The sequence below is a fragment of the Methyloligella solikamskensis genome, from assembly GCF_042676065.1.
Classification (GTDB): Bacteria; Pseudomonadota; Alphaproteobacteria; order Rhizobiales; family Methyloligellaceae; genus Methyloligella; species Methyloligella solikamskensis.
In genome coordinates, this window is sequence record NZ_JBHTJO010000001.1 from 1799608 (window position 1) to 1820675 (window position 21068).

The 21068-nt window shown below is 63.5% G+C and carries 16 protein-coding genes; 4 read left to right on the forward strand and 12 right to left on the reverse strand.

Annotation, left to right across the window (positions count from 1 at the left end; all coding sequences use genetic code 11):
• Positions 1 to 16 precede the first annotated feature (16 nt).
• On the forward strand, positions 17 to 904 hold the full coding sequence (locus ACFQ2F_RS08775; protein WP_379088700.1) for a YicC/YloC family endoribonuclease: 888 nt from the start codon (positions 17 to 19) through the stop codon (positions 902 to 904).
• A gap of 7 nt (positions 905 to 911) precedes the next feature.
• Positions 912 to 1547, forward strand: a complete 636-nt coding sequence (gene gmk / locus ACFQ2F_RS08780) for a guanylate kinase (RefSeq protein WP_379088703.1) — start codon at positions 912 to 914, stop codon at positions 1545 to 1547.
• A gap of 15 nt (positions 1548 to 1562) precedes the next feature.
• Here the strand turns inward: gmk and rsmA are convergent, their stop codons facing one another.
• The 6 genes from rsmA to lptF form a co-directional block, all read right to left on the reverse strand.
• Positions 1563 to 2408, reverse strand: coding sequence for a 16S rRNA (adenine(1518)-N(6)/adenine(1519)-N(6))-dimethyltransferase RsmA (gene rsmA / locus ACFQ2F_RS08785; RefSeq protein ID WP_379088706.1), 846 nt, complete (start codon positions 2406 to 2408; stop codon positions 1563 to 1565).
• Positions 2405 to 3430, reverse strand: a complete 1026-nt coding sequence (pdxA, locus tag ACFQ2F_RS08790) for a 4-hydroxythreonine-4-phosphate dehydrogenase PdxA (protein ID WP_379088709.1) — start codon at positions 3428 to 3430, stop codon at positions 2405 to 2407. The genes rsmA and pdxA overlap by 4 nt, the downstream gene beginning before the upstream one ends.
• Positions 3431 to 3508: 78 nt before the next feature.
• A complete protein-coding gene (locus tag ACFQ2F_RS08795) occupies positions 3509 to 4519 on the reverse strand; it encodes a SurA N-terminal domain-containing protein (RefSeq protein ID WP_379088712.1) in 1011 nt (336 codons plus the stop codon).
• A 2-nt stretch (positions 4520 to 4521) separates the two neighbouring features.
• Complete coding sequence (locus ACFQ2F_RS08800; protein WP_379088715.1) at positions 4522 to 6705, reverse strand: LPS-assembly protein LptD; 2184 nt, start codon at positions 6703 to 6705, stop codon at positions 4522 to 4524.
• A gap of 122 nt (positions 6706 to 6827) precedes the next feature.
• Complete coding sequence (gene lptG, locus ACFQ2F_RS08805; protein ID WP_379088717.1) at positions 6828 to 7937, reverse strand: LPS export ABC transporter permease LptG; 1110 nt, start codon at positions 7935 to 7937, stop codon at positions 6828 to 6830.
• 8 nt (positions 7938 to 7945) lie between these two features.
• Positions 7946 to 9136: an LPS export ABC transporter permease LptF gene (gene lptF / locus ACFQ2F_RS08810; protein WP_379088720.1), complete on the reverse strand. Its 1191-nt coding sequence runs from the start codon at positions 9134 to 9136 to the stop codon at positions 7946 to 7948.
• Between the two features lie 303 nt (positions 9137 to 9439).
• On the opposite strand from lptF, the gene ACFQ2F_RS08815 reads away from it, so the two are divergent.
• Entirely contained in the window at positions 9440 to 10960 is a 1521-nt protein-coding gene (locus ACFQ2F_RS08815; protein WP_379088723.1) for a leucyl aminopeptidase, read from the forward strand.
• Positions 10961 to 11188: 228 nt separating this feature from the next.
• Here ACFQ2F_RS08815 and ACFQ2F_RS08820 read toward each other — a convergent pair whose 3' ends face one another.
• Positions 11189 to 11914 carry a DNA helicase gene (locus ACFQ2F_RS08820; protein WP_379088726.1) on the reverse strand — a complete coding sequence of 242 codons (726 nt, stop codon included), beginning with the start codon at positions 11912 to 11914 and terminating at the stop codon, positions 11189 to 11191.
• A gap of 215 nt (positions 11915 to 12129) precedes the next feature.
• Here ACFQ2F_RS08820 and mazG point away from each other — a divergent pair, with 215 nt between their 5' ends.
• Positions 12130 to 12981, forward strand: a complete 852-nt coding sequence (gene mazG, locus ACFQ2F_RS08825) for a nucleoside triphosphate pyrophosphohydrolase (RefSeq protein WP_379088729.1) — start codon at positions 12130 to 12132, stop codon at positions 12979 to 12981.
• Positions 12982 to 13035: 54 nt separating this feature from the next.
• Here mazG and ACFQ2F_RS08830 read toward each other — a convergent pair whose 3' ends face one another.
• The 5 genes from ACFQ2F_RS08830 to ACFQ2F_RS08850 all read right to left on the reverse strand — a co-directional run bounded on the left by ACFQ2F_RS08830 (position 13036) and on the right by ACFQ2F_RS08850 (position 20860).
• The gene (locus ACFQ2F_RS08830) at positions 13036 to 14994 is read right to left on the reverse strand and encodes an acyl CoA:acetate/3-ketoacid CoA transferase (RefSeq protein WP_379088732.1); all 1959 of its coding nucleotides are present in this window, start codon (positions 14992 to 14994) and stop codon (positions 13036 to 13038) included.
• Positions 14995 to 15204: 210 nt separating this feature from the next.
• Positions 15205 to 16614, reverse strand: coding sequence for a GTPase HflX (gene hflX, locus ACFQ2F_RS08835; protein WP_379088735.1), 1410 nt, complete (start codon positions 16612 to 16614; stop codon positions 15205 to 15207).
• A gap of 8 nt (positions 16615 to 16622) precedes the next feature.
• Complete coding sequence (gene hfq, locus ACFQ2F_RS08840; protein WP_379088738.1) at positions 16623 to 16877, reverse strand: RNA chaperone Hfq; 255 nt, start codon at positions 16875 to 16877, stop codon at positions 16623 to 16625.
• Between the two features lie 136 nt (positions 16878 to 17013).
• Entirely contained in the window at positions 17014 to 18405 is a 1392-nt protein-coding gene (gene ntrX / locus ACFQ2F_RS08845; RefSeq protein WP_379088741.1) for a nitrogen assimilation response regulator NtrX, read from the reverse strand.
• Positions 18395 to 20860 carry a sensor histidine kinase NtrY-like gene (locus tag ACFQ2F_RS08850; protein WP_379088744.1) on the reverse strand — a complete coding sequence of 822 codons (2466 nt, stop codon included), beginning with the start codon at positions 20858 to 20860 and terminating at the stop codon, positions 18395 to 18397. Before ACFQ2F_RS08850 ends, ntrX begins: the two co-directional genes overlap by 11 nt.
• Positions 20861 to 21068 lie beyond the last annotated feature (208 nt).

The following is a 21068-nucleotide window of genomic DNA, read 5'->3' on the forward strand; positions in this document are numbered from 1 at the left end:
AAGCAAGGCGCCACCCATGACCGTGAAAAGCATGACGGGATTTTCGGCCAGCGACGGCGTCCACGCCGAGACGCGCTGGCAGTGGGAAGGGCGCAGCGTGAACGGGCGCAATCTGGAGCTTCGCTTCCGGATGCCGCCCGGTTTCGACGGGCTGGAGCGCGATGCCCGCCAGCGCTGCCAGGACGTGCTGGGCCGGGGCAATTGCTCGATCTCCTTGCGCATCCAGCGCGAAGCGATCACCACCGAAATTCGTTTGAACGAGGCGAGTTTGCGCCAGGCGCTCGCCGTGGCGAAGGCGGCTTCGGAGCTTGCGGCCATGCCGCCGCCCACTCTCGACAGCCTGCTTGCCATGCGCGGCGTGGTGGAGACCGTCGATGCCCAGGAGAGCGACGAGGCGCGGAAGGTCCTCGAAGCGGCGCTGCTGGCGGGACTCGATCAGATGCTGGAGGGGCTTGCGGCGGCGCGCGCAGCGGAGGGCGAGCGGCTCGCGGCCATCGTTCACGGGCAGCTCGACGAGATCGCCGGTCTGGTGGAGAAGATAACGGGCGCCGCCTCGCGTCAGCCCCAGGTCATTGCCGACCGGCTGGCGGAGCAGATCGCGCGGCTGACCGAAGGCGATACGGCGCTCGATCCGGAGCGGCTGCATCAGGAGGCGGTGCTGCTCGCCTCCAAGGCGGATGTCCAGGAGGAGCTGGACCGGCTGCGAGCCCATATTGGCGCAGCGCGCTCTCTGCTGGAGGAGCCGGGTCCGACCGGGCGGAAGCTCGAGTTTTTGGCCCAGGAGTTCAACCGGGAGGCCAACACGATCTGCTCGAAAGCGAACGATATCGAGGTCAGCCATGCCGGCCTTGCGCTGAAGAGCGTGATCGATCAGTTCCGCGAGCAGGTGGCGAATATCGAATGAGGCGCAGATGAGCGAAGAGATCGCGCGCAGGGGGATGATGCTGGTTCTGTCGTCGCCGTCGGGGGCGGGCAAGACCACACTGGCGCGCCGGCTTCTGGAGGACGAGGACGGGATCGAGATGTCGATCTCCTGCACGACCCGGCCGCCGCGGCCTGGGGAAGAGGAGGGCAAGGACTACTTCTTCGTCGATCACGACCGCTTCATCGAGATGCAGAGCGAGGATGCCTTCCTGGAATGGGCGGTCGTCTTCGACAATCGCTATGGCACGCCGCGCAAGCCCGTTGAGGATGCGCTGTCCCAAGGCCGGGACGTGCTGTTCGACGTCGACTGGCAGGGCGCTCAGAAGCTCCGTGGGAATGCCGCTCAGGATGTCGTCTCAGTCTTCGTGCTGCCGCCTTCGGCAAGCGCCCTGGAAGAGCGGTTGAAGCAGCGCGCCCAGGATCACGAGGATGTCGTTAAGAAGCGCATGCAGGGCGCCAGCAACGAGATCCAGCACTGGGAAGAGTACGACTACGTGATCGTGAATTCCGATGTGGAGCGGTCACTAGCTTTCCTGAAGGCAGTGCTCGCGGCGGAGCGCGTGCGTCGCGATCGCCAGACCGGGATTGCGCCCTTCGTGAAGACGCTCCTGGGCGATCTCTAGCCGGCCCGCTCCCGATTAGCGTTCCAAGGCGTTCGCCAGATTGCAGAAATCGGCGATTTCCAGCTCCTCGGCCCGGGCGGTCGGCCGGATGCCCAAGCCTTCGAGAACCGGCTCGATCTCCGGCGATAGCTTTTTTAGTGAGCCCCGGAGCATCTTCCGGCGCTGACCGAAAGCGGCGGCCGTCACCTTTTCCAGCATGCCGGGATTGCAAGGAGGGCTCGGTTCTGCCTTTGGGATCAGCTCGATCACGGCAGAGTCCACCTTCGGCTGAGGCGTGAAGGCGCGGGCCGGCACACCGAAAAGCAGGCGGCACTCGCAGCGCCAGCCGGCAAAGACAGCGAGACGGCCGTAGTCCTTGGAGCCCGGCTTGGCGACGATCCGCTCGGCCACTTCGCGCTGGAACATCAGCACCATACGGTCGAACCAGGGTGGCCATGGCTCGAATTTGAGCCAACCGATGAGGAGCGGCGTGCCGACGCTATAGGGCAGGTTCGCGACGATGCGGGACGGCGCAGGCAAATCGAGGCCTGCGTAGTCGAAGCCCAGGGCATCGTCCTCCACAATCTCCAGCCGGCCAGGATAAGCGGCTTGTATCTCAGCCAGGGCCGGAAGACAGCGGGCATCGCGCTCGATGGCCACGACCTTGCGGGCCCCTTCCATGAGAAGAGCGCGGGTGAGGCCGCCGGGGCCGGGACCGACCTCTAGAATCGTCGCGTCCTCGAGCGGCGCTCCGGCGCGCGCAATCCGGCGCGTCAGGTTGAGATCGAGGAGGAAGTTCTGACCCAGGCTTCGCTTGGCACGGAGATCGTGGGCGGCGATCACATCGCGCAAAGGCGGGAGCCCGTCCTCGGACACGCTCACGCGGCGGCGCCTTTTGCGGCCGCCCGCTTGGACATGGTGTCGGCAAGGCGCAGCGCCTCGATCAGGCTTGCCGGGCTCGCCCTGCCGCTGCCGGCGATGGCGAAGGCGGTGCCGTGGTCGGGGGAGGTGCGCACGAAGGGCAGGCCGAGAGTGGCGTTCACCCCCGTCTCGAAGGCGAGCGTTTTGATCGGGATGAGCGCCTGGTCGTGATACATGGCGAGCGCCACGTCGTAAGTCTCGCGCGCTGACGCATGGAACATGGTGTCGGCCGGGTGGGGACCGGAGACGTCGAGCCCTTCCGCCTTCGCCGCCTCGATCGCGGGCGCGATAATGCGCTCCTCTTCGTCGCCTAAGGTACCGTCCTCGCCCGCGTGGGGGTTCAGGCCGGTCAGGGCAAGGCGCGGCTGTTCGATCTCGAAATAGCGCCGGAAGCCGTCCGCTGTGATGCGGATCGTCTTCAGGATCAGCTCTGTGGTCAGGGCGTCGTGCACGGCCTGGAGTGGCATATGGATGGTGATGGGAACGACCTTCAGCGCCTTCGAGGCCAGCAGCATTACGGGATGAAGTGTCTCGCCAGGCTCGGCACCCAGGGCTGCGAGATATTCCGTATGGCCGGGATGAGGGAAGCCTGCGCGGGTCAGCACCACCTTGCTGATGGGGTTGGTGACCACGGCGCTGGCCAGACCGCCGCGGACGAGATCCACCGCCTGCTCGATGGCGCCCTGGATGGCGGCGGCGGCGGCCTCATCCGGCTTGCCGGGCTCGACCTTGCATCCGACGGCCACGGGCATGATGGGGAGGGCGCGGCTGAAGCAACCGATGGCTTCTTCCGGTTCCTCGATGATCTCGATTGGGACGGTCAGGCCGAGCAAATCTGCGCGGGCCGCCATCACGTCTGGGTCGCCCAGGAGAAAGAAGACGGGCAGGGCGTCCGCGTCGCGGCGTGTCCAGGCAGCAAGAGTGATGTCGGGGCCGATGCCGGCTGGGTCGCCCATGGTCAACGCAAGCGGGCGTTCAGTCATGAAGACGCTCGGGTTTGGACAGGCTCGAACATGGACTGGTGCGGTCGCCTATGAGGCGCGGGTCTTTTGGCGCGCGGGTTAGCGGCGCTCGATATAGGCGTCGTTCTTGAGATCGCGCAGCAGACGCTCGGCGCTGACCTTCATCTCCTTGGTCATCAGCTCGCGCTTAGCCGTGTCGCGCTCCATGGGCACGTCGGAGGTGCTGTCCTTGCCGCAGAGCACGTAGACATCCACGCTGCCCGACGAGATGGTCGGCGCGATCATGGAGTTCACGTCGGCATGCATGAGCATGGTGCGGGCCGGCTGAGGCACGCTGGAGGCCTTGGTCTGGCTGATGGTCTGCATGCGCGCACCGGGGAAATCCTTCACCAGGGCTTCGGTGCGCTCGCAGGTGCGGAACCGGGTACGCATGGTGTCGGCCTGGGCGAGCTGACGGCCAATGGACGCCTCACCCCGGGCCGGCAAGCGGATCTTCTGCAGCGCGAAAACGGTGTTCTGAGCGAGGCTTCCAGTGTCGGCCTGAGACAGGGCCTCGTCGATATCGCTCTCACCGACATTCACTGTGTGGCGGAATTTCTTCATGATCACATCCTGCCAGACGAGCTGGGCCCGGATGCGATCCTTGAGGGTTTTGATGTTGATGCCGGCCTTGCCGAGCGCAGCCGCCAGCCCCTCGCCCGTGAGCTTGTTCTTCGAGGCCATGTTGGACACGACCTTGTTCACGTCCGCCTCGTCGGGGAAAATCTTCAGCTCCTTGCCCTGCTGGATCTGCAGCCGCTCCTCGATCAGCATATCCTCCGCCTTCTTCTTGAGCTCGGCATTGGGCTGCTGCTGGGAGGTGATAGCCAGGAAGCGCGTACGCTGGTCGATGTCGTATGCCGAGATCGGGTCGTCGTTCACCAGCATGACGATGGACTGCTCGCTTTGGGCGAATGCGGGCAGGGGCACGGTCAAGGCCCAAGTGAGGGCGCACGCGGTCAGGGCGGCAAAGGCGAAAGGCCGCATCAGCCGCGCGGTACGCAGCGGAGTTGCGGTTGCTTCGCTGGGTCCGATGTAGCGGTTGCTCGTCATGGCTTCGCTAAGCGCCATTGCTAGTTGTTTGAATCGAACGTCGCAGCGTCGGTCTTCAGCTCGTAATCGCCCAGATACTTAAACGAGAACTGGGCCATAATACGTTCGTCCGGATCAATGTCGCGATCTTCGAAGTTCGAGCGCAGATAGGTCAGGGCGAAGGTGAAGCAATCGTCCTGATAGCGCAGCCCGACACCGTCCTGCAGGGTCAGATCGTCGACAAGATCGTAGCGGAGCTGGCCGAGAAGGGCCCAGTTGTCGGTCACCGCCAAAGCGCCGGAGGTGCGGACCTCCTCGCGGTCCTCCACGTAGAAGTCGGTGTCGCCGGGCACGTCTGCATAGTTCAGGCTTGCGGAGATCGGACCGTAATTAGCGTTGGCACCGAGATCGGTCCGGCGGATCGCGAAGTCGTCATCGGCGAACCGGCTCTGCGCGGAGAAGCCGAGATAGCTGTTGGCCTGAATATAGGCGCCCGCCACGTAATCCGACGTGTCGTTGTACAGGCCGGTGCCTTGTGCGAACGGGCTGTCACCGGCGAGCTGATAGCTCTGGCCGAAGACGGTGCGCATATAGGCGCCCGAATAGAGTTGCGCGGTGTAGCGCACGCCCACGTTGGCACGGGTGCCAGTCTCGATCCGGTCATAGCCTGAGAACTTGTCGATCTCGAACAGGATCGTGTCGTCGAACACGAGGCTGTTGGCATCTTCGTTCGGGATATCGTTCTGGTCGCCAACGGAGTTCGGCCGGGCAATCAGCTGGGCTACGGGCTCCATGACATGGGTGATGTTGCCGGTGGTGGCCACGAACGGATAGCGATACTCGCCGCCGGCCACCGCGTTGCCGCGCACCAGCGCGCCTTCGTCGCCTTGCGGGTAGTTCGAGATGTCGTAGGCATCGCCGCGCAGCCGGGCGAAGGGCGTGTAGACCTGGCCCATGCCGTCGATCATCTCGCGGCGCCAATCGGCCTCCATGATGACGCGATTGCTGTCCTCCGCATCCACACGGGACAGGCTCATGACGTTGGAGTTGAAGCTCAGCTCACCGCCGAGGATCGGCTTATCGACGATGTAGTCGTAGTCGATGATCGGATGGACCCGCGACTTGGATTCGTCGTCGTCGTAATAGATCAGCCCGTCGGTGTAATACGCCCGCATGCTCATGTAGTTGCGGTCGTGCAGGCCCTCCAAATAGACCTGGGAGACCCGGTCCGTCTGCAGATAGCTATCGAGCTGATAGAAGCGCCGGAACGTATCGTCGGATTCCGCCAGGATATCCCAGCCCCAGGACCAATAGGGGTTGAGGGCGAACTGACCCGCGGTCTTGATGCTGCCCCGGAAATCCGTGTTGGCCGGGCTGTCCGGGTCGCCGTTGTCGTACACGCCCGCCAGCTCCATGTGGTAGGAGCCGTTGGCGAAGCGATGGCGCCAATCGCCGCGCAGCAGCACGTTCTGCTTGGTGGTCACCATGGGCGAGAACGTAAAGTCGTAATGGTCCGACAGGGCGAAGTAGTACGGCGTCGTCAGGGTGTTCCCGAGATCGTTCGAGTGGGTGTAGACGGGCATCAGGAAGCCGGACTTCCGCTTAACCGTCGGATCGGCCGTCTGCAGATAGGGCGTATAGGCGATCGGCACGCCGAACAGATCGAAGGCGGCGTTGCGGAAGGTGATCGTCGCGTCTTCCTTGTTGTGGGTGATCTCCTTCGCCCGGATGCGCCAAGTGGGCGCCTTTTCTGGGTTCTCGCGGCACGGCTTACACGGCGTGAACCAGCCGTCGCGGAATTCCGTCACGTTGCCGGCCTGGCGCTGCGCGGTGTTGGCAACGATGCGGGTGTCGTCCTGGGTCACGACCTTCAGCGCATCGATGAAGCCGTCGCGGAAATCGTCGGTCAGCGTCATCTGGTTTGAGGTGATGACCGCGCCGTCTGGATCCTTGATGCGGACATTGCCTTCCGCCGACAGCGTGTTTGCGCTGCGGTCATAGACGACCCTGTCGGCCAGCAGGGTGTAGTTGCCGTAGTAGATCTCGACATTGCCCTTGGCGGTGACCTTGTTGGAGTCGTTGTCGTAGACCATCTCGTCGGCCTGCAGGAGCATCGGCGAGTTCTCGTCGATGTTCGGCGGGTTGACGATGTTGTTCAGGTTGTCCTCGTTTCGGGCCTGTGCCTGCTGGGGGAAGGCGAAGCAAGAGCCGAGAAGAACACCCAAAAAGACGGCCGATGCCAGGCGTGCAGAATCACGCTGCGCACGCGAGAAAATCTCGCCCATAGACGCAGCAAGGCCGGGCAGGGCCCGGCGAGTGACACGCGGCATACTCAATACAAAGGCCATCATCCGTCCTCCTTATACAGGAGAACCGTTACCGCAAGACTTGCGGCGATTATTACCGGGACCCAGGCAGCCGCGATGGCCGACGTGAGCCCTGCAAGAGCGAAATTCCTCGAAACTTCTGAAAAAAGGAAGAATCCGAAGCCCGCAACGAGGCCGACCACAGCCTGCATCTGGGCATTTCCCTGGCGAAATGCGCGCAAAGAGCAGGTGGCGGCGACCAGAACCATGGTCATCAGCAAGAAGGGCCGCGACAGGAGCAGGTGGTACTGCACGCGGTACTGGGTCGCGGGAAGGCCGGCTTTCTCGGCGATCTCAATGAAATTCGGCAGATCCCAGAAGGAAATCGAGAACACCGTGCCCAAGCTATCGCGCACCTGGGTGGGGGAGAGGTAGGTGCTGAGGAGATAGCGCTGATGCTGCTGAGGCTCGGCGCCGATGGGCGTGACCCAGGCGTTCTCCAGCTCCCAGCGGCCGTTCTTCAGGACCGCCTTATCGGCCGCGACCCGCTCGGTCAGGTTATTTTTCTTGTCGTACTGGAAGACGGTGACGCCGCGAAGCTCCAGCCCCTGGTTCAGGACATGGGTGGCCTGGAGCACGGACGGTCCGTCGACGCCATCTTCCCGCAGCCAGGCACCGCCCTTGTTGCTGCTGCTCATGACGGATTCGTCCTTGCCGAAGGCGGCGGTGTACATCTCCTCGGCCTGGGCGCGAGCCATGGCGGCGAGGGGGTTGTACAGCAACACGAATCCGACGCCGAGCACGCCGGCGACGAGAATGGCGGGAAGGGTGAACTGCCAGACGGAAATGCCCGCAGCACGCACCACGACCAGCTCGGACGAACGGCTGAACATCACGAACACGATGATGGTGCCGATGAGCACGGCGAAGGGCAGGGTGAGCTCTGAGAAGGAGGGCACGCGCAGCAAGGTGATGCCAATCAGCATCGCAGGCGAGATATCGCCGTCGTAATTGCCGGCGCGACGCAGCATCTCGATGAAATCGACGAAAAAGATGAGCAGGCAGCACAGGGTGAACACGGCGACCATAGCCACCAGGAAACGCACTGAAAAATAGCGCGCAAGTGTCCCTGCTGCACTGATGCCTGGCATCTGCGCTCTCACTTCGCCTTAATCCCCCGTGCGATCCCGAATTTTATGTTTGGGAGCTTGGACTTAAGATCCAGACTCCATTTGGATCGCAATTCTGGCGCCATTCTAACGTGCGCGGCCCAGGCCGCAACGAGAATCGCAGCTATTGGAATAGCATAAAGCGGCACGGCGGCCCATGGATTCAAGGCAACAAGGTTCGTCATTGTGATGCCTGCGATTCTGATTGCAACGGCCGTCCCGACCACGAACATGATCGGACCCCAGCGCCCTTGACGGGTTGTGCGGGCGTGCCCCAGCACGCTGACCGCGAGAAACGTGAACAGCATGGGGTAGAGCGGGGAGGAGAGACGCTCGTGGAGCTCTGAGCGGATCTTGCCCATGCCGCCTTTGACGTTCTCCGGATCCGGGTTGAGCAGCTCCCAGAGCGATAGCTCCTTGGGCTTCAGGGTCCGGTCGCTGTCTCCGGTGGGGGAGAAGGTCGAGATGTTCAGCATGTACTGATCGAAATCGACGATCTGCACGCCCTTGTCCGTCTCGCCATTGTTGGAGCGGTGCACCTGGCCGTCGAACATCACGAGATACGCGTCGCCGTCGTGCTTCAGGATGCGGCCGCGCTTGGCGAGATAGCTCATGGTGGTTTCGGGATCGCGCTCGTCATGCACCAGGAGACCCAGCATGTCGCCGGAATCGTCGCGATCGCGGATATGGAAGGTCAGGCCCGTCATGGGGCTGGAAAAACGGCCTGGCTGAAGGACTTGTGAGATCAGGTCCGTACGCACCTCGAGGATCAGATCGCGCAAGGCGCGGGAGCTGGCGGGCGTCACGAACACATTGATGAGCAGAATGCAGGCCGACACGATGGCGGCGAGGGTGAGCAGGGCGGAGCCGATGCGCCAGATGGTGCCACCGGAGGCTGCGGTGACGATCACCTCGCTGTCGCTGTTCATGCGGTCGAGAGTGTAGAGCACCGACATAAGCACCGCGTTGGGCGCGATCAGCCCGATCAGGCTCGGCAGGGTGAGCATCGTCATGTGAAGAAACAGGAGGATGCCCTGACCCTTGGAGGTCAGCAGGTCGAGCTGCTTCAGCGCCGTGGCCATCCAGACGATGCCCGTCAGCGTCAGGAGGATGAGCAGAAACGCGCTCGCCACCTGCCGGAACACGTACCGACTGAAAAGTGTTGGGCCGATGGGCATCATGACAATGTACGGTATCCCCCGGTCATGTGCCCCCCAATTGGCACCCCGTGGGTTCCCCCTCAGAGGCGCCGAAGAAATTGCGCCTCAGGCGATAAACACAGGGTAAAATGGCGGAAATTCGGCCATGAGCGCCGCTTGCTTTCCGCAGCGGCAACCGGTAGTTACGCCGAAGCATTATCTTGATCGCTGTTGCGCGATTGCATCATCCGCAGGGCCTCTTTTCTCGCGAATTTCCGCCGAAGGCTACCCTGCGCGGCAATCGGGCGCGGCCCGTCATTCGCGCGATCATAACGGAGCAGTCCTTTGACAGATCAGACAACGATTTCCTTCGCAAGCCTCACCGCCAAAAGCGACGGTGTCGTCGTGGTTTTTGCGGAGGAGGGGCCCAAGCTCACCGAATCCGCAAAGGCTTTCGACAAGGAGTCCAAGGGGCTTCTCGCCAAGGCAATGAAGGTGACGGATTTCAAGGGCAAGAAGGACAGCTCCGTCGATCTGCTGGCGCCGGCCAATCTGAACTGCTCGCGTATCGTGCTCGCCGGCCTCGGCAACCCGGAAGAGGTCGCCAACGAGGATTGGCTCAATCTCGGCGGGAAGGTGAGGGCAGCCGTCACCGGCAAGGAAGCGCCTGAGGCCCATGTCTTCCTGGAGGCGGTGAAGGCGGAGCTTTCGCCTGAGGATGTCGCCAGCTTCGCGCTCGGCACGGTCCTGCGCTCCTATGGCTTCAAGAAATACAAGTCCAAGAAGAATGCCGGCGACGACGGCAAGGCGACACCTGAGAAGACTCTCAAGAAGATCGTCATCCATTGCGCCGACCCACGGGCAGCTCAGCGCGCCTTCACCAAGGAAAAGGCCGTGGGGCGCGGGGTCAACTTCGCGCGCGATCTGGTCAATGAGCCGGCCAATGTCCTGACGCCCCAGGAATTCGCCAAGCGGGCCCGGACCCTCGCCAAGCTCGGCGTCGAGGTCGAGGTGCTGACCGAGCAGCGGCTGAAGCGGATGGGCATGAACGCGCTGCTCGCCGTGGGGCAGGGCAGCACTCAGCCGAGCCACGTGGTCGTCATGCAGTGGAAGGGTGCCGGCGAGAAGAGCGGGGCGCCCATCGCTTTCGTCGGCAAGGGCGTCGTTTTCGACGCTGGCGGCATTTCGCTCAAGCCCGCCAGCGGCATGGAAGACATGAAAGGCGATATGGCAGGTGCTGCCTGCGTCGTCGGACTGATGCACGAGCTCGCCGAGCGGAAGGCGAAGGTCAATGCGGTCGGTGTGATCGGCGTGGTGGAGAACATGCCTGACGGCAACGCCATGCGTCCCGGCGACGTGGTGCAGGCCATGTCGGGCACGACCATCGAGGTGCTGAACACCGACGCCGAAGGGCGCATGGTTCTGGCCGACTGCCTTTGGTACACCCAGGACCGGTTCAAGCCGAAGGCGATGATCAATCTCGCCACGCTGACTGGTGCCGTCATGGTGGCGCTCGGCAAAGAGCATGCCGGTCTCTTCTCCAACAATGACGAGCTGTCGGACGAGCTGATCAAGGCAGGGGAGGAGAGTGGCGAGAAGCTCTGGCGCCTGCCCCTCGGACCGAAATACGACAAGCTGATCGACTCCAAAGTCGCCGACATCAAGAACACCGGCGGACGGTGGGGCGGCTCGATCTCCGCCGCTCAGTTCCTGCAGCGCTTCGTGAAGTCGGAGACGCCGTGGGCGCATCTCGACATCGCCGGCATGGGGATGGGGAGCCCGGAGACCGACGTTAACCGCAGCTGGGGCTCGGGCTTCGGCGTGCGGCTGCTCGACCGTCTGGTGCGCGATCAGTACGAGAAATAGGGACAGGCGCGATCGGGCGGACGCTGATTGCATTCGCCTGATCTGTGCAATTTTAGCGGATATCGCCCCGGATCCGCATATCGCTATATTTTCCATAATATACCTTATGCGAATTTCGGATATGGGCGGTTTTGCAGGGGCGCGTGCGTAAAACGCTTGCAGCCGTCCTCTTCCCCTGCAGCGCTAACCTCTTCCCCCGAAACGATAAATCTGCCCCGTTCAAGCGCTCTACCGTGACGGGCTGAGGCGCACCTTCCCGTCATTCAGGAAGCACGACTTGTCGAACAGCGCGAGATCGAGCGGGTTCGGCAGACGCACATCCCCCATGTCCGGACAGGGCTTCCGCGTGGGATCGTAGCTCCGGTCGATCTGAGACAGGCAGACGACGATCAGGCCCCGCTGCTCCGCATACCTCTTCAGGCTTCGCACCTGCTCTTCCAAGCTTGGCGTTTCGCGGCGTTGATCGAGAAGCTGAAGGTAGTCGATGACGACCAGTGTCCTTTGAGGTGTCGTGCTCAGATTTTCGACGATGTGAGTGGCCGTTATGCGATCGGAGCAATCGAGAGAGAGAAGGCTGTCGTAACGGCCGGTCTCGAGCCCCAGATCGCGTAAGCGGATGGCGAGACTGTCCTCCGTCTCTTCGAGGCTGAAGATCCAGCTCGGTGCGCCCTGCCTCATCGCTTCCATGGCAAGCTCAAGGCCTAGGAGCGTCTTGCCCTGGCCCGGCCGTGCGCCGAGCAACATGAGCTCGCCGGGCCGCAGTTTCGGAAGGAGACGGGTCGCGGGGCCGGCTTGCGCGTGGCTCGCGGCGAGCAGGCTCCAGGAGCGATAGCCTTCCTGTTGGGCGATGCGGTCAAGAGCCGCGTGGAGCGGAATGCTCGCCTCGCGGGCGAGCTGCTTGGCCTGACGCTTGAGACGGTAAATGGGAGCGGAAAGTTGCGCGGAAAGCTTCATCGATAACCTCCTGATCCGAGCAAGATTTTGCAGCCCCTCCTTATGCGGATGCTCGAACAGTCGGTTCGGATGATCAGTCGGCCCTGTATGGAAGATACTTTCCCGAGTGGAGGGGGGAGGCTTGGGCCGCGCCTGGCGGCTATGATAGCCCGAGTCGTTCACGCTTGAGAATTTTCGAGCGCCCTTCCCCGCCTCCTCATCACGGATCGGTATCCATGGCCAACGAGACAGAGTTCGAGAGAGACGCCGACGGCCGCTACACGCTGGATGCACTGCTCGCCATCATGCGGCGCTTGCGGGATCCCGAGACGGGCTGCCCCTGGGACGCCAAGCAAGATTTCTCATCCATCGCGCCTTACACCATCGAGGAAGCCTACGAGGTGGCGGACGCGATTGCCCGGGACGATTGCGCTGGGCTCAAGGACGAGTTGGGCGACCTGCTCTTTCAGGTCGTCTATCACGCCCAGATGGCGGATGAGGAAGACGCCTTTGGGTTCGGCGACGTAGTCGACGCCATCGCCGCCAAGATGGTCCGGCGGCATCCGCACGTCTTCGAGGATCCCGCTCTAAGAGACAGCTTTTTGGGCTCCGGGCGCTGGGACGAGATCAAGGCCCAGGAGAAGGAAGAAGAGAAACGCGCAAATGGAGAGCAGGGCGCTCCCTCCTCTCTTCTCGACGACGTGCCCCTCCCCCTCCCCGCCCTCATCCGCGCGGTGAAGCTGCAGAAGCGGGCGGCCAAGGTGGGCTTCGACTGGCCAGACATGGCGCCGGTCTTCGACAAGGCGGAGGAAGAGTTCGGCGAGCTGAAGGAGGCGATCCAGTCGGGCGACCAGGCTCATGTGGAGGAGGAGTTCGGCGATCTGCTCTTCGTGATGGCGAACCTCTCCCGCCATCTCAAGATCGATCCGGAAGCCGCCCTCCGGGGCGCCAACGAGAAATTCCGCCGGCGCTTCCAGGCTATCGAGCAGGCCTTGAAGGACGACGCGAAGCCCATCGCGGACGCGACGCTGGAAGAGATGGATGCGCTGTGGGACGCGGCGAAGGAACAGGAGAAAGCGGGCGGCTGAGCCGCCCTGCTCTCTTTGTCTGCGATCCCGCAGGTCGTCTGAGTTCCCGCTGGCTTACGCCACGGGCTCTTCGGTCTCGCTTTCCGGCTCCAGTGCTGCGTGGGCCTCTTCCTTCTTCTCGAAGATATGAGGCGGCAGGCCGCGGCGGCTGAGCGCCTCCTGCATCTTCATGCGCATGAAGGCCGAGGTCGTGTAGCGCGTGGTGGAGGCGTAGTAGTGCTCCATCATGTGCTCGATCATGCCCGCATAGCAGTCGTAGAGGTCGTCGGCGATGCGGCAGCCGTCGTGATTGACCACGGCGTTGACCCGCGTTCCGGCCTTCTCGCAAGCCTCCACGAGGACCTTCTGGAGATCTTGGACGTCGGACTTCTTCCGCACGCTCCAGCCCTCCAGATTGAGGAACAGGATGTTGCGGTCAGGATCGTAGGAGACGCGCTCGGCCAGGTTCAGGTTGAGCAGATCGTCCATGAGATCCATGGGCTTCTCGCGGAAGATCTTTGGGTTCATCTGCACCGGCTTGTTGACGATCGGCTCGAAGTCCATGTGGGGCAGGATATCGCGCTCCACGTCGATGCCGGGCGCCACCTCGATCAGCTCCAGTCCTTCCGGCGTCAGAAGGAAGACGCAGCGCTCCGTGACGTAGATCACCGGCTGCGACCGGGAGGCGGCGTATTTGCCGGAGAAGGTGACCTGGTTGACCGCCTTCACGAATTTCCGGTGCTTGCCCTCCTGAATGATGCGCAGCTCGCCATCCTCCACGGCGATCTTCAGGCCGCCAGCGGTGAAGGTGCCGGCGAAGACCACGGCGCGGGAGTTCTGGGAGATGTCGATGAAGCCGCCGCAGCCGTTCAGCTTGCCGCCGAAGCGCGACGTGTTGACGTTGCCTTCCGCATCGCACTCCGCCATGCCGAGGCAGGTCAGGTCGAGACCGCCGCCATGGTAGAAATCGAACATCTGGTTCTGGTCGATGATGGTATCGGCGTTGACCGATGAGCCGAAGCTCGAGCCTCCGGCCAGCACGCCGCCGATGGCGCCGGCTTCCGTGGTCATGGTGAGGAAGGGCGTGACCTTCTCCTCGGCTGCAACGGAGGACACGCCGTCGGGCGCGCCCACGCCCAGATTGATGACGCCGTTCATGGGCAGCTCGAAGGCCGCGCGGCGGGCGATGATCTTGCGCTCATCCAGAGGGAGCCGCGGAATCGCGTCGACCGGAACGCGGATCTCGCCGGACAGCGCGGGATCGTACATAACCCCGTAATTCATCCGGTGCAGCTCCGCCTCTTCCGGCACCACCACGCAATCGACGATGATGCCGGGGATCTTCACGTCCTTGGGCTTGATGGAGCCCTGCTCCACGATGCGCTCGACCTGGACAATGACGATGCCGCCATTGTTGTAGGCGGCCATGGCCTGGGCGAGACCGTCGAGGGTCAGCGCTTCCTTCTCCATGCTGAGATTGCCGGAGGGATCGGCGGAGGTCGCGCGGATCAGCGCCACGTCGATGGGCGTGGCCTTGTAGAAAAGCCACTCCTCGCCCTCGACCTCGGTGACGCTCACGATGTCGTCCTTGGTCATCTCGTTGACCTTGCCGCCATCGAGGCGCGGATCGACGTAGGTGTGCAGGCCGACCTTGGAGAAAAGGCCCGGCTGACCGGCGGCGCAGGAACGGTAGAGCTTGGAGATCACCCCCTGGGGCAGGTTGTAACCCTGGATCTCGTTGTTGGCGGCGGCCTCGGCGACCTTCGGCATGCGGCCGAAATTCGCGGCAATCACGCGCTTCAGAAGGCCTTCGTGATGCAGCCGGCCCGTGCCCAGCCCCTTACTGTCGCCGGCGCCGGCGCACATGATCAGCGTCAGCCCCTTCGGCCCGCCTTCCTCGACAAAGCGTTTTTCCAGGGCGGCATGGAGTGCCTCCGGAATGCAGCTCTGGACGAAGCCGGTCGTGCAGATCACGTCATCGTCTTGGATCAGGGCGATGGCTTGGTCAGCTGTAATGACCTTGTCTTTTTTCATCTCGATGGCGTTTTCCCAGCATGCCAGCAGACTTCAGGCGTCCCGAGACCGTGGGCTCGGACACGTCTTGCGGCTTGTTCTCAGACCCCCTCCGCGGAGCGCGGAGGGCTCATGTCATACTCGGAATTTGCCTTCTGACTCAAGCATCTGTGGCAATGCGGTCTGCTGCAGCGCAAGACAAAATCGATGCTGCAGCGCAGTAAGGATGAATTATTCGGCAGCCGGGGGAAGGCGCTCCGGACCGGCGAGCTTGGCGAGCCTGGCCCGCTTCTCCGGCGCCACCCGGACATCGAGCTCAACGACGCCCTCACCGAGCTCGTTGCGCTCCACGACCTCGCAATTCTCGTAAATCCAATTGGTAAGCGCGCCTTCTTCGGGCCCCAGCTCGATCTGGAGGTTTTCCCGGGTGCGGTTGAGGCGACGCTCTATCTCGGCGAGCAACGCCTCGATGCCCTGCCCTGTTATGGCGGAGATCAGCAGCGGTTTGCCGCTATCCCGCGGTGCGGCATTGGTCGCCGCCGCCAATGCCTCTTTTTCGAGCAGGTCGATCTTGTTCCAGACCTCCAGGATGCGCTCCGGGTCCTCATCGGCGTCGATGCCGAGCTCACCGAGCACGCTCAGCACGTCGTCGCGCTGACCTTCGGAATCGGGATCGGCGATGTCGCGCACGTGCAAAATCAGGTCGGCCTCTTCCACCTCTTCGAGGGTGGCGCGGAAGGCTTCCACCAGCATGGTGGGAAGCTCGGAGATGAAGCCCACGGTGTCGGAGAGCACGGCCTTGGAGCCGCCGGGCAGATGGATCGCGCGGATGGTTGGGTCGAGGGTGGCGAAGAGCTTGTCCTCCACCAGCACGTCGGCGCCGGTCAGGCGATTGAACAGGGTCGACTTGCCGGCATTGGTGTAGCCGACGAGCGCCACAGTCGGGTACGGCACCCGCTCCCGGGATTTCCGGTGCAGCGCGCGGGTGCGGCGCACCTGGGTGAGGTCCTGGCGGATCGACGTGATGCGTTCCTGGATCATGCGCCGGTCCGCCTCGATCTGGGTCTCGCCGGGGCCGCCGAGGAAGCCGACGCCGCCGCGCTGGCGCTCCAGATGGGTCCAGGACCGGACAAGCCGTCCCTTCTGATAGGTGAGATGGGCCAGCTCCACCTGAAGACGGCCTTCTTTGGTCAGCGCGCGCTCGCCGAAGATCTCCAGGATCAGCCCGGTGCGGTCGAGCACCTTCACGTCCCAGGCGCGCTCTAGATTGCGCTGCTGTACGGGGGTGAGCGGATGGTCGACGATGGCAAGCCCCGCCTCTTCGGCGCGGATGATGCCTTTCAGCTCCTCGACCTTGCCCGAGCCGAACAAGGTCGAGGGTCTGGGATTGGGCACGGGCACGACGCCTTCGGCCACCACCTCAAGCTCGATGGCGCGGGTGAGACCGACCGCCTCCTCCAGGCGCGCTTCGGGCGAGCGGGTGGCCATGGCGTGGGCGCCGGGGGTGCCCCGGCTGCCGCTCTTGCCTTCCAGATGCGGAGAAAAGACGACAGCCCGGGTCGCATCGGGTGTGCGGACGGAGTCGTCTCCGCTACCGTCCTTACCCTGCTGGGTCTGCCGTCTCGGATCGTGTTGCCGCAATTACTCGCTTACTCGCTCGCGCCTTCCGTTTCGCCCATGTCGGTCAGCTGTATGGGCTGTCCCGGCATGATGGTCGAAATGGCGTGCTTGTAGACCAGTTGCGAATGCCCATCCCGCCGCAGCAGGACACAAAAGCTATCGAACCAGGTCACCACGCCTTGGAGCTTAACGCCATTCACCAGGAATATGGTGAGGGGCGTCTTCGTTTTCCGTACGTGGTTTAGAAATGTGTCCTGCAGACTCTGAGCGCGCTCTGTTGCCATGGGCTTCCCCGTCCCCTTCGTGGCTTATGGGCCTTTTTTTTAAAAGGCGCCTTGTCTTCCTTCTCCCTAGACCGGCCATTAGACGCGATGGAAGCCCGAATCTGCAAGCAAAGACTAGCGGATGCCCACTGTGCCGCTAGCGCGCCGTAGCGGTTCTTTCCGCGGCATTCACGCCGAGAGCGCGGAGCTTACGATGGAGTGCTGAGCGCTCCATGCCGATAAATTCGGCAGTTCTGGAGATGTTTCCCCCGAATCGGTTCACCTGGGCGAGCAGGTATTCGCGCTCGAAAATCTCGCGCGCATCGCGAAGCGGAAGCGACATCAGATGCTCCCCGCCGCCGCCATTGATGGAGAGCGGCACGGGCGAAACGATCTCGTCGGGCAGCATATCGGCGGTGATGGTGCTGTCGGGATCGCCGCCGACCAGAATCATCAGGCGCTCCACATTGTTGCGGAGCTGGCGGATATTGCCCGGCCAGTCATGGGACTGGAGCACGGCGACGGCGTCCTCGCCGATCTTGCGCGGCGGCAGGCCCGTGGTCGCCGAGATCTGCTGGATGAAATAGCGGATCAGGTCCGGGATGTCCTCGCGGCGGTCCGACAGACCCGGCACCTTGATCGGCACCACGTTGAGCCGGTGATAGAGATCCTCGCGCAGGTTTCCGGCGGCCATCTCCTTCTGCAGGTCGCGGCCCGTGGACGAGATGATGCGGACGTCCACATGTACCTTGGCGCCGCCGCCGAGGCGCTGGAAGCGTTGCTCGACCAGCACGCGGAGGATCTTCCCTTGCGTCTCCAGGGGCATGTCGGCGATCTCGTCGATATAGAGCGTGCCCTTATGGGCCTCTTCCAGGGCGCCGACCTTGCGGGGACCGGTCCCCTCCTCCGTGCCGAAGAGTTCCAGCTCCACCCGGTCCGGCACCATGGCGGCCGCGTTCATGACCACGAACGGGCCTTCGGCGCGGGCGGATTTGTCGTGAATGACGCGTGCAGCCAGCTCCTTGCCGGAACCGGACGGGCCGGTGATCAGCACGCGGCTGTTGGTGGGCGCCACCTTGTCGATGCTGTGTCGCAGCTGGGAGATGGCGGCGGAGTGGCCGATCATCTCCGTGGAATGGGGGCTGCGCTCGCGCAGCTCGCGGTTCTCCCGGCGCAGGCGCGAGGCCTCCAGGGCGCGCGAGGTGATCAGCACCAGCCGGTCAGCCTTGAACGGCTTCTCGATATAGTCGTAGGCGCCGCGTTTGATGGCGGCGACGGCGGTTTCGATATTGCCGTGGCCGGAGATGATGATCACCGGCAGATCCGGGTGCACCTGCTTGATAGAATCGAGCAGCTCCAGCCCGTCGAGCTTGCTGCCCATAAGCCAGATATCGAGGATCACCAAGGTGGGCCGGCGCTCCTCGATGGCCATCAGCGTCTCGTCGCTGTCCTTGGCGAGACGGGTCTCGTGACCCTCGTCTTCCAGAATGCCCGAAATGAGCTCGCGAATGTCGGCCTCGTCGTCGACCACCAGAATGTCAGATGCCATCGCTCACTCCCTCTTTTTCCTTTTTGCCCGCTTTAGGGGCCGCTTCGGCCTCAGCGGTGCTTGAGGTCTTCTCATCCGTCTCGCCTTCCGCAAGATCGGTATTGTCTTCGTTCTCCACCAGGGGCAGTTCGACCCGGATGGCGGCGCCCCGGGTCACGCCCTTGCGGCTCGGCGCGTCGGTGAGATGGAGCACACCGCCATGCTGCTCCACGATGCGCTGCACGATGGCGAGACCGAGGCCGGTGCCTTTCGTACGCGTCGTCATGTAGGGCTCCACCAGGCGCTGGCGGTTCTCCTGGGGCAGGCCGCAGCCGTTATCGATCACGCTCAGCTCGATATGGTCGCCCTTGACTTCCAGCTTGCCGATGACCTCGCCCTTCTCGGTGCGTTCGGGATCGGCTTCGAACGCACTGTCGATGGCTTCGCTGGCGTTCTTCACCAGATTGGTCACCGCCTGGGAGAGCAGCCTGCGGTCGCACATGGTGATGACGGGCTCGTCGGGCACGTCGAGCTCAAAGTCGATCTCGCTGCGGCTGACCTGGAACAAGAAGATTGCCTCGCGCAGGACCTCGCGGACGTCGTGGGGCTCCATCACCGGCTTGGGCATCCGGGCGAAGTCGGAGAACTCGTCCACCATGCGCCCGATATCGCCGACCTGACGAATGATCGTGTCGGTGCACTGATCGAAGATCTCGCGGTCCTTGGTGATGCTGTCGCCCCATTTGCGGCGGATGCGCTCGGCGGAAAGCTGGATCGGGGTCAGCGGGTTCTTGATCTCATGCGCAATGCGCCGGGCGATATCGGCCCAGGCTGTGGAGCGCTGGGCGCTGACCAGCTCGGTGATGTCGTCGAAGGTGGCCACGTAGCCTTCCAGCTCGCGACCCGTGCCCTTTGAGGTGACACGGACGGCGAAGTAGCGCTCCTGCTCGCCGACCTTCAGGGTGATCTGATCGGTGATCAGGCGCTTGCTCTGCTGCTTCCGGGCGCGGTCCAGAAGCGAGCCGAACTGGGGCACGATCTTCTCCAGCGGCTTGCCGGTCATCGCCTTGTTCTTGAGATCCAGCAGGGTCTCGGCGGACCGGTTCACCAGGGTGATCACGCCGGCGGTGTCGACACCGATCACGCCGGCGGTGACGCCGGAGAGCACCGCCTCCATGAAGCGGCGGCGCTCCTCGGCTTTGGCGTTGGCGCCGATCAGCTCGTCGTGCTGGTTCTTCAGATCGGCGGCCATGGTGTTGAAGGTGGTGCCAAGCATGGCAAGGTCGCCGTCGGCGCGGTTCACCGGCACCTCCACGGCGAGATTGCCTTCGGAGATCTGCTTGGCGGCGGTCATCAGCTTGCCGATCGGGGCGACCAGCCGGTTGGCGAACCACATGCCGATCCAGATGGCCGACAGCAGCAGGGTCAGGGCGATGGCGATATACATCAGGCCGAAGGCGACCTGGACGCCGGCGCGGCGCTGCTCCAATAGCTGATACTCGGTCACCGAGGCGCGGGTCTGGCGAAGCTGGGTGAGCACCTTCGCGTTCACCGGCCGGATCACATAGAGATAGGTGTCGTTGAAGTTCTCCAGCGCCTTGATGGCGCCGACCATGTTGGTCTTGCCGGGCGCGATGACGATCGCCTGACCGTCCTTGGCGAGCTCCATGGCCTTCGCCGGCGGTGGCCGGTACGGGAAGTCAGGCAAGGTCGCGGCGGTGGCGAGGATCTCGCCCTGATCGTCGATCAGATAAGCGATGGGCAGCGCCCGAATGGCGGCCTGGGCGGTGAGGAAATTGCCGAAGCCTTGGGGGCGCGAGCGCACCAGCCCTACCGCCTCGTCGATGTCCTTTGCCATGCCGAGGGTGTCGGCCCGGATCACCTGACCGTGCTCCTGGAGATAGGCCGTCGCCACGTCGATGGAATTCTGGATGATCGATTTGGTGCGGTCGGAGAACCAATGATCGAGGCCCCGATCGAGAGAGATGGTGGCGAAGATGGCCAGCAGAATGGCCGGCACCACGGCGATCACGCTGAACAGGCTGGCGATGCGCACATGGAGCTGGGCGCCGGCTGTCTGCCGCCGCCGCGCGCGCCAGAGCCCCGTGACCTGCCAAGCCAACACTGCGATCATGGCCAGCACCAGCGCGCCGTTGATCATCAGCACGCCGATGACGACCTCGTGGCTCGGCACGATGGGGGTCAGTCCGGTCAGGATTAGATAGGTGGCGAGGCCCGAGATGAGGGACAGCACCATGGTGATGAGGCCGAGGGTGAAGGCCATGCGCCGGCGCGACCAGCGCCGCTTGCGGCCCTTCACAGGGCTACCGCCGGTCAGAACCGGATCGGCGAGATCCTCGTCGGAAGCTGTGGTGGTCTCGTCGGCGGCTTTGGCCTCGGCGTCTTTCGCGCCGGCGTCCTCTTGGGCGTCTCGCTTGGTGACGGCGCTGCGCAATTTGTGAAAAACGCTACTCACCACTCCCCCAAACGGTCTGTGCAAAGCGAGCGGGCAAAGCGCGCACCAGGACTGCCAATAGGATGACGACCGCTGTACGGACGGCCGAAGTGTCCCTCAAAGACGCGAATCGGCCCCGCTGACGCAGCTCTGATGCAATAAGATCACATTGTGGCGCTTTGGCGACTGGCGAGGGGAATCTCGCAGTCTTTTCGCTCATCCACAAGTT

Coding starts and splice junctions, on each gene's coding strand:
- ACFQ2F_RS08775 (WP_379088700.1), top strand. CDS start 17: ATGACCGTGAAAAGCATGACGGGATTTTCGGCCAGCGACGGCGTCCAC.
- gmk (WP_379088703.1), top strand. CDS start 912: ATGAGCGAAGAGATCGCGCGCAGGGGGATGATGCTGGTTCTGTCGTCG.
- pdxA (WP_379088709.1), bottom strand. CDS start 3,430: ATGACTGAACGCCCGCTTGCGTTGACCATGGGCGACCCAGCCGGCATC.
- ACFQ2F_RS08795 (WP_379088712.1), bottom strand. CDS start 4,519: ATGGCGCTTAGCGAAGCCATGACGAGCAACCGCTACATCGGACCCAGC.
- lptG (WP_379088717.1), bottom strand. CDS start 7,937: ATGCCAGGCATCAGTGCAGCAGGGACACTTGCGCGCTATTTTTCAGTG.
- lptF (WP_379088720.1), bottom strand. CDS start 9,136: ATGATGCCCATCGGCCCAACACTTTTCAGTCGGTACGTGTTCCGGCAG.
- ACFQ2F_RS08820 (WP_379088726.1), bottom strand. CDS start 11,914: ATGAAGCTTTCCGCGCAACTTTCCGCTCCCATTTACCGTCTCAAGCGT.
- mazG (WP_379088729.1), top strand. CDS start 12,130: ATGGCCAACGAGACAGAGTTCGAGAGAGACGCCGACGGCCGCTACACG.
- ACFQ2F_RS08830 (WP_379088732.1), bottom strand. CDS start 14,994: ATGAAAAAAGACAAGGTCATTACAGCTGACCAAGCCATCGCCCTGATC.
- hfq (WP_379088738.1), bottom strand. CDS start 16,877: ATGGCAACAGAGCGCGCTCAGAGTCTGCAGGACACATTTCTAAACCAC.
- ntrX (WP_379088741.1), bottom strand. CDS start 18,405: ATGGCATCTGACATTCTGGTGGTCGACGACGAGGCCGACATTCGCGAG.